Origin of the sequence: Streptomyces sp. NPDC004065, assembly GCF_044903565.1 — a bacterium.
In the GTDB taxonomy this organism is placed as follows: domain Bacteria; phylum Actinomycetota; class Actinomycetes; order Streptomycetales; family Streptomycetaceae; genus Streptomyces.
This window is the reverse complement of the sequence record NZ_JBJDQT010000002.1, coordinates 419,590-432,353: the sequence shown is the minus strand read 5'-3', so window position 1 is coordinate 432,353 and position 12,764 is coordinate 419,590. Positions and strand designations below refer to the sequence as shown.

General features: G+C 74.1%; 11 protein-coding genes. 6 read left to right on the top strand and 5 right to left on the bottom strand.

Translation table 11 applies throughout. The features are described from left to right. The first annotated feature begins 9 nt into the window (after window positions 1–9). Complete coding sequence (locus ACI2LW_RS05860) at window positions 10–225, top strand: hypothetical protein (protein WP_404729973.1); 216 nt, start codon at window positions 10–12, stop codon at window positions 223–225. A 227-nt stretch (window positions 226–452) separates the two neighbouring features. Here ACI2LW_RS05860 and ACI2LW_RS05855 read toward each other — a convergent pair whose 3' ends face one another. Together ACI2LW_RS05855 and ACI2LW_RS05850 are read right to left on the bottom strand one after the other, a co-directional pair. Beyond that, window positions 453–2,834, bottom strand: a complete 2,382-nt coding sequence (locus ACI2LW_RS05855; RefSeq protein ID WP_404729879.1) for a Tex family protein — start codon at window positions 2,832–2,834, stop codon at window positions 453–455. Between the two features lie 159 nt (window positions 2,835–2,993). Then, entirely contained in the window at window positions 2,994–3,749 is a 756-nt protein-coding gene (locus ACI2LW_RS05850; protein WP_404729878.1) for an enoyl-CoA hydratase/isomerase family protein, read from the bottom strand. Window positions 3,750–4,019: 270 nt separating this feature from the next. On the opposite strand from ACI2LW_RS05850, the gene ACI2LW_RS05845 reads away from it, so the two are divergent. Then, complete coding sequence (locus ACI2LW_RS05845; protein ID WP_404729972.1) at window positions 4,020–4,523, top strand: ATP-binding protein; 504 nt, start codon at window positions 4,020–4,022, stop codon at window positions 4,521–4,523. 59 nt (window positions 4,524–4,582) lie between these two features. Here ACI2LW_RS05845 and idi read toward each other — a convergent pair whose 3' ends face one another. From idi to galE, 3 genes are all read right to left on the bottom strand, one after another. Continuing rightward, the gene (gene idi / locus ACI2LW_RS05840) at window positions 4,583–5,176 is read right to left on the bottom strand and encodes an isopentenyl-diphosphate Delta-isomerase (protein ID WP_404729877.1); all 594 of its coding nucleotides are present in this window, start codon (window positions 5,174–5,176) and stop codon (window positions 4,583–4,585) included. 370 nt (window positions 5,177–5,546) lie between these two features. Next, window positions 5,547–6,485 carry a cation diffusion facilitator family transporter gene (locus ACI2LW_RS05835; protein WP_404729876.1) on the bottom strand — a complete coding sequence of 313 codons (939 nt, stop codon included), beginning with the start codon at window positions 6,483–6,485 and terminating at the stop codon, window positions 5,547–5,549. Window positions 6,486–6,606: 121 nt separating this feature from the next. Beyond that, window positions 6,607–7,596 carry a UDP-glucose 4-epimerase GalE gene (galE, locus tag ACI2LW_RS05830; protein ID WP_404729875.1) on the bottom strand — a complete coding sequence of 330 codons (990 nt, stop codon included), beginning with the start codon at window positions 7,594–7,596 and terminating at the stop codon, window positions 6,607–6,609. 755 nt (window positions 7,597–8,351) lie between these two features. Between galE and ACI2LW_RS05825 the strand changes: the two genes are divergently transcribed. The 4 genes from ACI2LW_RS05825 to ACI2LW_RS05810 are packed head-to-tail and all read left to right on the top strand — an operon-like array spanning window position 8,352 to window position 12,760. Continuing rightward, on the top strand, window positions 8,352–10,205 hold the full coding sequence (locus ACI2LW_RS05825) for a DUF5941 domain-containing protein (RefSeq protein WP_404729874.1): 1,854 nt from the start codon (window positions 8,352–8,354) through the stop codon (window positions 10,203–10,205). Next, on the top strand, window positions 10,202–10,954 hold the full coding sequence (locus ACI2LW_RS05820; RefSeq protein WP_404729873.1) for a sugar phosphate nucleotidyltransferase: 753 nt from the start codon (window positions 10,202–10,204) through the stop codon (window positions 10,952–10,954). The genes ACI2LW_RS05825 and ACI2LW_RS05820 overlap by 4 nt, the downstream gene beginning before the upstream one ends. Then, window positions 10,942–12,003, top strand: a complete 1,062-nt coding sequence (locus tag ACI2LW_RS05815; protein WP_404729872.1) for an iron-containing alcohol dehydrogenase family protein — start codon at window positions 10,942–10,944, stop codon at window positions 12,001–12,003. The genes ACI2LW_RS05820 and ACI2LW_RS05815 overlap by 13 nt, the downstream gene beginning before the upstream one ends. Beyond that, entirely contained in the window at window positions 11,981–12,760 is a 780-nt protein-coding gene (locus ACI2LW_RS05810; RefSeq protein ID WP_404729871.1) for a CDP-alcohol phosphatidyltransferase family protein, read from the top strand. The genes ACI2LW_RS05815 and ACI2LW_RS05810 overlap by 23 nt, the downstream gene beginning before the upstream one ends. Window positions 12,761–12,764: the final 4 nt, after the last annotated feature.

Genomic DNA, 12,764 nt, shown 5'->3' with positions numbered 1-12,764 from the left:
TGGTTGCCCATGTTCCAAGACGCCCCCATCTACCACCAGCTCGTCGCCGAGCGTGGGGACGTGCCGGCGCGCGTCCGGGACGCGGCCATGAACATACGGCGGGAACTCGACGAAGTGATGCGCACGGGGCGGGCACCGGGCTTCTTCGAGCCCGCGGCCAATCCCCGCTCCGGGGCGGCCCCCAGGCCCCACTCGGCCCTGCCCCCGGGCCCGCACCCACGCTAGCGCCGCGCCCGGACCGGCGCCGCGCCCGGACCGACGCCCCCCGCACGCCGCGGACTTGGCCGCCGGCCCGCGGACGGACCGGGAACGGGCCGGCCCCGGACCGCCCGGAGCGGGCGGTCCGGGGCCGGACACGCGGTCAGGGCCTTCCCGGCCCAGGTCGTGCCGCGAGCAGCGCCGTCCGCCCGCGGAGCGGGGCGGACGGCGCTGCTTTCGCGATACGTCCCGTCCTAGCGGCGGCCGTTCTTCGGGTCGAGGAGACCCGCGCGGCGCAGTGCGTCGGCCATCGCGCTGTTCGCGGGCGCGGGAGCCTGGCGTGCGGACGCCTGGCGCCCGCCCGCGCCGCCCGCGCCGCGGCCCTGGCGCTGCTGCGGCGGACGGCGGCCGCGCCGGCGCTGCTCACCGCCGCCGCCCTGCCGGTCCTGCGGCGCCGCCTCGTCGTCCAGACGCAGCGTCAGTGAGATCCGCTTGCGCGGGATGTCCACGTCCAGGACCTTCACCTTGACGATGTCGCCCGGCTTGACCACGTCCCGCGGGTCCTTGACGAACGTCCTCGACATCGCCGAGACGTGCACCAGCCCGTCCTGGTGCACGCCGACGTCCACGAACGCGCCGAAGGCCGCCACGTTCGTTACCACGCCCTCCAGGACCATCCCGGAGGACAGGTCGGAGATCTTCTCCACGCCCTCCTTGAAGGTGGCCGTCCGGAACGCCGGCCGCGGGTCGCGCCCCGGCTTCTCCAGCTCCTTCAGGATGTCGGTGACCGTCGGCAGACCGAAGGTGTCGTCCACGAAGTCGGCCGGGCGCAGCGAGCGCAGTACGCCCGTGTTGCCGATCAGGGAGGCCACCTCCTGACCGGTGGTCTTCACGATGCGCCGGACCACCGGATACGCCTCGGGGTGCACGCTGGAGGAGTCCAGCGGGTCCTCCCCGTCACGGATCCGCAGGAAGCCCGCGCACTGCTCGTACGCCTTCGGGCCGAGCCGGGAGACCTTCCTCAGCTCCGCGCGGGAGCGGAACGGCCCGTTGGCGTCGCGGTGCGCCACGATGTTCTCCGCCAGCCCGCCGGTGATGCCGGACACCCGCGCCAGCAGCGGCACGGACGCCGTGTTGACGTCCACCCCCACGCCGTTCACACAGTCCTCGACCACGGCGTCCAGCGAGCGGGACAGCTTCACCTCGGACAGGTCGTGCTGGTACTGCCCCACCCCGATCGACTTGGGGTCGATCTTGACCAGCTCGGCCAGCGGGTCCTGCAGCCGGCGCGCGATGGACACCGCGCCGCGCAGCGAGACGTCCATGTCCGGCAGCTCCTGGGAGGCGTAGCTCGACGCCGAGTACACCGACGCGCCCGCCTCGGACACCATCACCTTGGTGAGCTTCAGCTCCGGGTGCCGCGTGATCAGCTCACCGGCCAGCTTGTCGGTCTCCCGGGAGGCCGTGCCGTTGCCGATCGCGATCAGCTCGACCGCGTGCTCCTCGCACAGCCGGGCCAGCTTGGCGAGCGCCTCGTCCCACCGGTTGGCCGGGACGTGCGGGTGGATCACGTCGGTGGCGACGACCTTGCCGGTGGCGTCGACCACGGCCACCTTCACCCCCGTACGGAAACCGGGGTCCAGGCCCAGGGTCGCGCGGGTGCCGGCCGGAGCGGCCAGCAGCAGGTCGCGCAGGTTGGCCGCGAACACGTTCACCGCCTCGTCCTCGGCGGCGGTGCGCAGCCGCAGCCGCAGGTCGATGCCGAGGTGCACCAGGATGCGGGTGCGCCAGGCCCAGCGGACGGTGTCCCGCAGCCACTTGTCGGCCGGGCGGCCCCGGTCGGCGATGCCGAAGCGGTGGGCGATCACACCCTCGAACGACGAGGGGCCGTCCGTGGGCTCCTCCGGCTCCAGGACGAGGTCCAGGACCTCCTCCTTCTCACCGCGCAGCATCGCCAGGATCCGGTGCGAGGGCAGCTCGGTGAACGGCTCGGCGAAGTCGAAGTAGTCGGCGAACTTGGCGCCCGCCTCCTCCTTGCCCTCGCGCACCTTCGCCGCCAGCCGTCCGCGCACCCACATGCGCTCGCGCAGCTCGCCGATCAGGTCGGCGTCCTCCGCGAACCGCTCGGTGAGGATCGCCCGCGCGCCGTCCAGCGCGGCCTGCGCGTCGGCGACGCCCTTGTCCGGGTCCACGAAGGCCTCCGCCGCGGCGAGCGGATCGACGGACGGGTCGCCGAGCAGGCCCTCGGCCAGCGGCTCCAGTCCCGCCTCCCGCGCGATCTGCGCCTTGGTGCGCCGCTTGGGCTTGTAGGGCAGGTAGACGTCCTCCAGCCGCGCCTTGGTCTCGGCGCCGCGGATCCGCGCCTCCAGTTCGGCGGTGAGCTTGCCCTGCTCGCGCACCGACTCCAGGATGGCCGTCCGCCGCTCCTCCAGCTCCCGCAGGTAGCGCAGCCGCTCCTCGATCGTGCGCAGCTGCGCGTCGTCGAGCATCTCGGTCGCTTCCTTGCGGTAGCGGGCGATGAAGGGCACCGTCGAACCGCCGTCGAGCAGCTCGACGGCGGCCTTGACCTGCCGCTCCCGTACGCCGAGCTCCTCGGCGATCCTGCCTTCGATGGACCCTGTGAGGGGTGTCGTCACGTTCCCGTACCGCCTTTGCCACTTCGGGTTGCGCCGCAATTGTGGCAGGCGGCACCGACAACCGGGGATCAGGGCGGCACGGACGTGCCGAGTGCGTGTCGTGGCCCCGTGCGCCAGGAAGTCGTGGCCCCGTACGCCAGGAAGGGGCCAGGGGCCGGGTCAGCCCGTGGCGGGCACGGTCCAGGTGAACCGGGGCGGTCTGCGCTCCAGGAACGCGGTGACGCCCTCCTGGGTGTCGCCGCTGCCGCGGGCCTGCTCGGCCCAGTGCGCCTCCCGGTCCGCGCGGCCGCCCGCGAACTCCTTCGCCGCGGCCTGCGTCAGCTGCGAGCGGGACACCAGGACGCGGGTGAACTCCGCGACGCGCTTGCCCAGTTCCCCCTCGGGCAGCACCTCGTCGACCAGGCCCGTGCGCAGCGCCCGCTCGGTGTCGATCAGCTCGCCGGAGAACAGCAGGTACTTGGCGGTCGCCGGGCCCACCAGGGACACCAGCCGCCGGGTGGAGGAGGCCGGGTAGACGATGCCGAGCTTGGCGGGCGTCACCCCGAACAGCGCCCCCGCCTCGGCGAAGCGCAGATCGCAGGCCGCCGCGAGCTGGGCGCCGCCGCCCACGCAGTGCCCGCGCACCGCGGCGAGCGTGGGCTTGGGGAAGGCGGCGAGCGCCTCCTCGGCACGCACCGCGAGGTGCTGCGCCTCCTGCGACGATCCGCGCAGCGTGGAGATGTCGGCCCCGGCGCAGAACGTCCCGCCCGCGCCCGTGAGCACGAGCGCGCGCACCCGCGGGTCGGCCGCGAGGCCGGCCAGGAGCGGCGGCAGCTGTCGCCACATCCGCGCGGTCATGGCGTTGCGCTTGGCCGGGTGGTGGACGACGACGGTGGCGACCGCGTCGGTGACGTCGTGCAGCAGCTGCGGCTCCATGGGCGGGATGCTATCCGCCCAGGCGGACGGCGCGGGCGGCGGCGTGGCGTCCTGGCGGCACGCCCGCGGGAGGCTGGACCGTACAAACCGAATAGTTCGCAAAGTCGGCACGGACCGGACGGGAACGGTCGGATCGTGGGCGGGATCGGTCTCACATGGTGCGGACTCGCTCGAAACCAGCTGACTTGTGTGCAGTCGTGGGGGGTGCGGTGGTGCGTTACCAACACTCGACGTGTGGTGACAATCGAGCGTGAGGGTGGCGATCCGGCGATGGACGACCACGGGCGTGGGCCCGACCCGCGCCCCGAAGGCGGCGCGGGGACACCCCTGGTGGCCGGACCGCCCGCTCCGCTGCCCTACGAGGGCGTCTGGAGGTTCACCGCACCCGCCGTCGACGCCTCCGTGCCCCAGGCCCGGCACGCCGTACGGGACCTGCTGCTGCGCCAGGGCGTCCCGGTCTCCCAGGACCTGGTCCACGGACTGCTGCTGATCGTCTCCGAGCTGGTCACCAACGCCGTGCGGCACGCCGCGCTGCTGTCCCCGATGCTCGCCGTGGAGGTCGCCGTCGGGGCGGAGTGGGTGCGGGTGTCGGTGGAGGACAACCATCCCTACCGCCCCACGGCCCTGGAGGCGGACCACGGGCGGACCGGCGGACGCGGGCTGCTGCTGGTCCGCGAGGTCGCCCGGGAGGCCGGCGGGGTCTGCGACGTCGAGCACACCTCGAGCGGCGGCAAGGTGATCTGGGCCGCCCTGCCGCTCAAGCCCGTGCGCTAGCGGTCACCGGCCCGCGGTCACCAACCGGCGGCCACCCGCCGGCGGTCACCGGCCAGGGGTCACCAGCCGGCGGACGCCCCCGTCAGTTCCCGGATCGCGGGGCGGGCGGCGTCCAGGACGGTCGGGAACCAGGAGGAGAAGGTGTCCTCGGCGTGCCGCCGCGCCAGCTCCGCCGCCGTCACGAACGCCGTGTCGCCGACCTCGTCCGCGTCCGGCCGCAGCGGGGCCTGCACCAGTCCCACGAAGAGGTGGTTGTACTCCTGCTCCACCAGGCCCGAGGCCGGGTCGGGGTGGTTGTAGCGGACGGTGCCCGCCTCGCCGAGCAGCGCCGGGGAGACGCCGAGCTCCTCGTAGGTGCGCCGGGCCGCCGCCGCGAAGGGCGACTCGCCGGGGTAGGGGTGGCCGCAGCAGGTGTTGGACCACACACCGGGGGAGTGGTACTTGCCGAGCGCCCGCTGCTGCAGCAGCAGCCGGCCGCGGTCGTCGAAGAGGAACACCGAGAAGGCGCGGTGCAGCCGCCCCGGCGGCTGATGGGCGGCGAGCTTCTCCGCGGTGCCGATCGTCACGCCGTCCTCGTCGACGAGTTCCAGCAGAATCGCGTCCGCGGTGCCGTTCGACGAACTGTGCGTCGCGGTGGCAGGTGTGGTCGGCATACCCATCCTTCGCATCGGTCCTCGAGTCCCAAGTCTGCCGCACGAAACCGGCACTCCCGGCACTTCCCGGCACTCCGCATGTCACTCCCGCCGCCGCGCCGGCCGCGCCGGGGAGCGCTCCCCCGCCCGGTTGATCGTGCCCAACCGGCCCGCACCGGAACCGTCCCGGAGGGGACCCGGCGGCGTACCGCGGGGCCCGCCGCGGTCCGGTGCCGCGGGCGCCCGGCGGCGCGGGCGACCCGGTGGCGCGGGCGACCCGGTGGCGCGGGCGACCCGGTGGCGCGGGCGACCCGGTGGCGCGGGCGACCCGGTGGCGGGCGACCCGGTGGCGCGGGGGACCCAGTGGCGCGGGGAACCCGGCGGCCGGGCGTCAGTGGCAGAGGCCGGACTCGTGCGCGGCGTGGCCGGTCGGCTCCAGCTGGAAGGTGCAGTGCTCCACGTCGAAGTGGTGGCCGAGGCAGCCCTGGAGCTCGTGCAGCAGCTTCTCGTGGCCGATGGCGCTGAGCACGTCGGAGCTGACGACCACATGGGCGGAGAGCACCGGGAGACCGGAGGTGATCGTCCAGGCGTGCAGGTCGTGCACGTCCTCCACGCCGTCCAACGCCAGGATGTGCGCCCGTACCTCGGCCATGTCGACGTTCTTCGGGGCGGACTCCAGCAGGACGTCGAGGGTCTCGCGCAGCAGTCGCACCGTGCGCGGCACGATCATCACACTGATGAGCAGGGAGGCGACCGGGTCGGCGGCCTGCCACCCGGTGAGCAGGATGACGGCCGCCGAGACCATGACCGCCAGCGAGCCGAGCGCGTCCGCCGCCACCTCCAGGAAGGCGCCGCGCACGTTCAGGCTCTCCTTCTGCCCGCGCATCAGCAGCGTCAGGGACACCGAGTTCGCGACGAGGCCGACCAGACCGAACGCGATCATCAGTCCGCCGCGGGTGTCGGCCGGGGTCAGGAAGCGCTCGATCGCCTCGAAGAGCACGTAGCCGCCCACCACCAGCAGCAGCAGGCAGTTGGCGAGCGCGGCGAGGATCTCCGCCCGGGCCAGGCCGAAGGTGCGGTTGCCGCTCGGCGGGCGGTCGGCGAAGCGGATGGCGAGCAGCGCCATGCCGAGCCCGAGGGCGTCGGTCGCCATGTGGGCGGCGTCCGCGACCAGCGCGAGCGAGTCCGCGAGCAGCCCTCCGGCGACCTCCACCAGCATCACGCCGAGCGTGATCGCCAGGGTGACGCGCAGCGTGCCGCGATGGGCGCCCGCCGCCGTACCGCCGGCCGCGAAACCGTGCGCGTGCCCGTGATCGTGACCGGCACCCATGTGACCGACCGCCCTCCTTGGTTCCGACCGGCACCACAGTCAACTATGGCCCAGGGGCATCGGGCAACGCGGCATTGAACACCGTTGTCATGTGCTCTGACCTGCGTAAACCAGCCGCAGGTCAGGGGGCGGCGACGGTGTGGCCGCCGTGGTGCCGCTGCCAGCCGCGCCAGGCCGAGGAGACCATCTCGGACACCCCGCGCCGGGCCCGCCAGCCCAGCTCCGCCGCGGCCCGCTCCGCCGAGGCGACGGCGCGCGGCGCGTCGCCGGGCCGGCGCGCCTCGACGACCGGGGGCCGGCGGTCACCGGTGACCTCGCCGACGACGTCGATCAGCTCCCGCACCGACACCCCCTCGCCGCGCCCGATGTTCACGGTCAGGTCGCCGCCACCCCCCGCCTCGGTCAGCCGGCGGGCCGCCGCCAGATGGGCCTCGGCGAGATCGGCGACATGGATGTAGTCGCGCACACAGGTGCCGTCCGGGGTCGGATAGTCGTCGCCGAAGATCCGCGGGGCCTCGCCCCGGCTGAGCCGGTCGAAGATCATCGGGACGATGTTGAAGACGCCGGTGTCGGACAGCTCCGGTGCCGCCGCGCCCGCCACGTTGAAGTAGCGCAGGCACACCGTGGAGATGCCGTGCGCCTCTCCCGCGGCGCGGACCAGCCACTCCCCGGCGAGCTTGGTCTCGCCGTAGGGGTTCACCGGAGCGCACGGGGTGTCCTCGGTGATGAGGTCCACGTCCGGGTTGCCGTAGACGGCGGCGGAGGAGGAGAACAGGAACCGCCGGACGCCGGCCTCGGCCACCGCGTCCAGCAGGGTCGCCAGACCGCCCACGTTCTCCTGGTAGTAGCGGGCGGGCTGGGCCACGGACTCGGCGACCTGCTTGCGGGCGGCCAGATGCACCACACCCGTCACCGCGTGCTCCGCGAACACCCGCTTGAGCAGGTCACGGTCCAGCGACGACCCCCGCACCAGCGGCACGTCCGCGTCCAGCCGCTCGGCGTGCCCGGCCGACAGGTCGTCGAGCGCGACCACCGCCTCCCCGGCTCCCCGCATGACCCGCGCCACATGCGCCCCGATGTATCCGGCCCCGCCGGTGATCAGCCACGTCATGGTCGTCCACCCTATGCCCGAACCCCGCCCCCGCGCGGCGCCCGGCGCGACCGCCCCGCGCGCCGCACCCGCCCGCCCCGGGCGGCGCCGGCCTGCCCCGAGGCCCCCGCGCCCCCGGACACCACCGCCCGAACCCGTCCGGGCTGCGTTCCACGCCCGCGCTGGTTCGGGCTGCGCCTCCGTGCCCGCGCCTGTTCGGCCCGCGTTCCGCGCCTGCGCTTGTGCCGGTCGTGTCTCCTGTCCGCGCTTGTTCGGGCCGCGCCTCCGCACCCGCACCCGCCCGTCCCCGTCCGGCCAGCCTCCCGTGCCAGCGCGCTCGCACCCTCCTGGCCGCCTCGCACGCCTTGGGCCCCAGCGGCCCCCGGCCCCCGGGCCCCAGCCCCGGCCCCCAAGCCTCGGTCCTCAGGCTCCAGCCCCGAGCCTCGGGCCCGGTACGGCCCCCGGTACGGCCCCCGGCCCTCGGCACGCTCCCCGGCCCTCGGCCCCAGTCCCCCCACAGTCCCCGTATGCGGGGAATGTCCGGTCTGGTACGGAGTTTGTGGCCCGGGCCGGGCATCACCCATGATGAGCTGCGGCGAAGGCTGGAGCGGACCGCGTCGACCGACCGTTGAGCGACCAGTGAACGGGCGGTGAACGCGGGCTTCCGGGCATCGGATAGCCTCTGCCGACATGCCGCACAGGTGCCCCGCGCAGGCGGCGCACCCATCATGCACACGACCGGCGCGGACGCGTCGGGCCCCAGGGAGTGAGTTCGGTTGCCGACCGCCATCCTCACCGGCCAGCCGGTCCCCGGATCGTCGCTCGAGGACGACCTGCGGTCCCTCGGCTTCGACGTGCGGGTCGCCCATGACGCCTCCGACGCCGAGACCCTCCTCGCCCAGGTGCCCGCCGACCGCCGGGTCGCCCTCGTCGACACCCGGTTCGTCGGCCACCCGCACGCCCTGCGCCTGGGCCTGACCGACCCCCGCTTCACGCTCGCCGCCGTCCCCGGCGCCGTCACCGCCCGGCCGGACGGCCGCCAGGCCCTGACCCGGGCGCTGGCCCGCGAGAACTCCGCCGGCGGCACCCCTGCGGCCCACCCGGGCACCGGCGGGCCGGGCGGCACCCGCACCGCCGTCGACGGCCTCGCCGACCGCGTCGCGGCCGCCCTCGACGCCGACGGCGCCGACGTGCACCGCCCCGAACTGGGCACCCTGGTGGCCACCGTCCCCGACGACCCCCAGGCCCGCAACGAGGCCCGGCAGGCGGTCGCCGCCGTGGACGACGAGGCCGTCCGCCTGAAGTCGGCCGTCAAGGCCCGCGACGGCTTCTTCACCACCTTCTTCATCAGCCCGTACTCGCGCTACCTCGCCCGCTGGTGCGCCCGCCGCGGCCTGACCCCGAACCAGGTCACCACCGCCTCGCTGCTCACCGCGCTGACGGCGGCCGGCTGCGCCGCCACCGGCACCCGCGGCGGCTTCGTCGCCGCCGGCGTGCTCCTGATCGCCTCGTTCGTCCTCGACTGCACCGACGGACAGCTCGCCCGCTACTCGCTGCAGTACTCCACCCTCGGCGCCTGGCTGGACGCCACCTTCGACCGCGCCAAGGAGTACGCCTACTACGCCGGCCTCGCCCTCGGCGCCGCCCGCGGCGGCGACGACGTATGGGCCCTCGCGCTGGCCGCGATGGTCCTGCAGACCTGCCGGCACGTGGTCGACTTCGCCTTCAACGAGGCCAACCACGACGCCACCGCCAACACCAGCCCCACCGCCGCCCTCTCCGACCGGCTCGACAGCGTCGGCTGGACGGTCTGGGTGCGCCGGATGATCGTCCTGCCCATCGGCGAGCGCTGGGCGATGATCGCCGTCCTCACCGCGGTCACGACCCCCCGCATCACCTTCTACGCCCTGCTCGCCGGCTGCGCCTTCGCGGCGACGTACACCACGGCGGGCCGGGTGCTGCGCTCGGTGACCCGCCGGGCCAGGCGCACCGACCGGGCGGCCCGGGCGCTGGCGGACCTCGCCGACAGCGGGCCGCTCGCGCAGGCCCTGGCCGGCCGGCTGGGCGGCGCCGCACGGCGGCTGCCCGGCGCGGCCGCCCCCGCCCTCGCCCTGCTCGGCGGCGCCGCCGTCGTCGCCGCCTCGGCCCTGACCGGCTTCGGCGGCCCGTGGCCCGTGCTCGGCGCCCTGTGCTACCTGCTCACCTCGGCCCTCGCCGTCGCCCGCCCGCTCAAGGGCCCGCTCGACTGGCTGGTCCCGCCGCTGTTCCGGGCCGCCGAGTACGGCACCGTCCTGGCCCTCGCGGCCCGCGCGGAGGCGAACGGAGTGCTGCCGGCGGCTTTCGGACTGGTGGCCGCCGTCGCCTACCATCACTACGACACGGTGTACCGCATCCGCGGCGACGCCGGAGCGCCGCCGGCCTGGCTGGTGCGCGCCATCGGGGGGCAGGAAGGGCGGACGCTGCTCGTCACCGTGCTGGCCGCCCTGCTCACCGCCGCTGACTTCGGGGTCGCGCTCACGGCTGTCGCCGTGGCCGTCGCCCTGGTGGTGCTCGCCGAGAGCATCCGCTTCTGGGTGTCCTCTCACCTGAGAGGCGCACCCGCCGTACACGACGAAGGAGAACCCGCATGATCGGCCTCGTGCTGGCGGCCGGCGCCGGACGGCGTCTGCGCCCCTACACCGACACCCTGCCCAAGGCGCTGGTGCCGGTGGGGCCCGAGGGTGCGGAGGACAGCCTCACGGTCCTGGACCTCACGCTCGGAAACTTCGCCGAGGTCGGCCTGACCGAGGCCGCGGTCATCGTCGGCTACCGCAAGGAGGCCGTCTACGAGCGCAAGGCCGCCCTGGAGCAGAAGTACGGCCTGAAGATCACCCTGATCGACAACGACAAGGCCGAGGAGTGGAACAACGCCTACTCCCTGTGGTGCGGCCGGGACGCGCTGAAGGACGGCGTGATACTCGCCAACGGCGACACGGTCCACCCGGTCTCCGTCGAGAAGACGCTGCTGGCCGCCCGCGGCGACGGCAAGAGGATCATCCTCGCCCTGGACACGGTGAAGAAGCTCGCCGACGAGGAGATGAAGGTCGTCGCCGACCCGGACAAGGGCGTGCGGCGGATCACCAAGCTCATGGACCCGGCCGAGGCGACCGGCGAGTACATCGGCGTCACCCTCATCGAGGGCGAGGCGGCCGGGGAGCTGGCGGACGCGCTGAAGGCCACCTTCGAGCGGGACCCGCAGCTGTACTACGAGGACGGCTACCAGGAGCTGGTCAACCGCGGCTTCCAGGTCGACGTGGCCCCGATCGGCGACGTCCGCTGGGTCGAGATCGACAACCACGACGACCTCGCCAAGGGCCGGGAGATCGCGTGCCAGTACTGACCCGGCTGATCCCCTCGCCGGTCGTCGTGGACATCCGCCCGGGTGCCCTCGACGACCTGGCGGGCGTGCTCGCCGACGAGCGCATCTCGCACTCGGGCCGGCTCGCCGTCGCGGTCAGCAACGGCTCCGGGGCGCGGCTGCGCGAGCGGGTCGCCCCCACGCTGCCGGGCGCCACCTGGTACGAGGTGGGCGGCGGCACCCTCGACGACGCCATCCGCCTGGCCGGCGAGATGAAGTCCGGCCACTACGACGCGGTCGTGGGCCTGGGCGGCGGCAAGATCATCGACTGTGCGAAGTTCGCCGCGGCGCGCGTCGGCCTGCCCCTGGTCGCCGTGCCGACGAACCTCGCGCACGACGGCCTGTGCTCCCCGGTGGCCACCCTCGACAACGACGCGGGCCGCGGCTCGTACGGCGTGCCGAACCCGATCGCCGTCGTCATCGACCTGGACGTGATCCGCGAGGCCCCCGCCCGCTACGTCCGGGCCGGCATCGGCGACGCGATCTCCAACATCAACGCCATCGCCGACTGGGAGCTCGCCAACCGCGTCAACGGCGAGAAGATCGACGGTCTGGCCGCCGCCATGGCGCGGCAGGCCGGCGAGGCGGTGCTCCGGCACCCCCGCGGCATCGGCGACAACGGTTTCCTGCAGGTGCTGGCGGAGGCGCTGGTCCTCACCGGTGTGGCGATGTCCATCTCGGGCGACTCGCGTCCCGCCTCCGGCTCCTGCCACGAGATCAACCACGCCTTCGACCTGCTCTTCCCCAAGCGCGCCGCGAGCCACGGCGAGCAGTGCGGGCTGGGCGCGGCCTTCGCGATGCACCTGCGCGGAGCCCGCGAGGAGGCGGCCTTCATGGCCGAGGTGCTGCGTCGGCACGGGCTGCCGGTGCTGCCGGAGGAGATCGGCTTCACGGTGGACGAGTTCGTCCGGGCCGTGAAGTTCGCCCCGGAGACCCGGCCCGGCCGCTACACGATCCTCGAACACCTCGACCTCAAGACCGACCAGATCAAGGACTCCTACGCCGACTATGTCAAGGCCATCGGTAGCTGAACTCAGGCCGGTCGTCCACCCCGCGGGGGTCAAGGACCGGCGCAGCGGCGAGCACTGGGCGGGACGCCTCTACATGCGCGAGGTGTCCCTGCGGATCGACCGGTACCTGGTGGGGACCAGGATCACGCCCAACCAGCTCACCTACCTGATGACCCTGTTCGGCGTCCTGGCCGCCCCGGCCCTGCTGGTGCCGGGGATCTGGGGGGCCGTGCTCGGCGTGGTGATGGTCCAGCTGTACCTGCTGCTGGACTGCGTCGACGGCGAGGTCGCCCGCTGGAAGCGGCAGTTCTCGCTCGGCGGGGTCTACATGGACCGGGTCGGCGCCTACCTGACCGACGCGGCCGTCCTCGTCGGCCTCGGCCTGCGCGCCGCCGACCTGTGGGGCCCCGGGCGCGTCGACTGGCTGTGGGCCTTCCTCGGCACGCTGGCCGCCCTCGGCGCGATCCTGATCAAGGCCGAGACCGACCTCGTCGGCGTCGCCCGCCACCAGGGCGGCCTGCCGCCGGTGCGGGAGGCCGCCGCCGAGCCGCGTTCCTCCGGCATGGCGCTGGCCCGCCGGGCCGCCGCCGCGCTGAAGTTCCACCGGCTGATCCTCGGCATCGAGGCCTCCCTGCTGATCCTGGTCCTGGCGATCGCGGACCAGGTGCGGGGCGACCTGTTCTTCACCCGGCTGGGCACCGCGGTCCTGGCCGGCATCGCGCTGCTGCAGACGCTGCTGCACCTGGTGTCGATCCTCGCCTCCAGCAGGCTCAGGTGAGTGC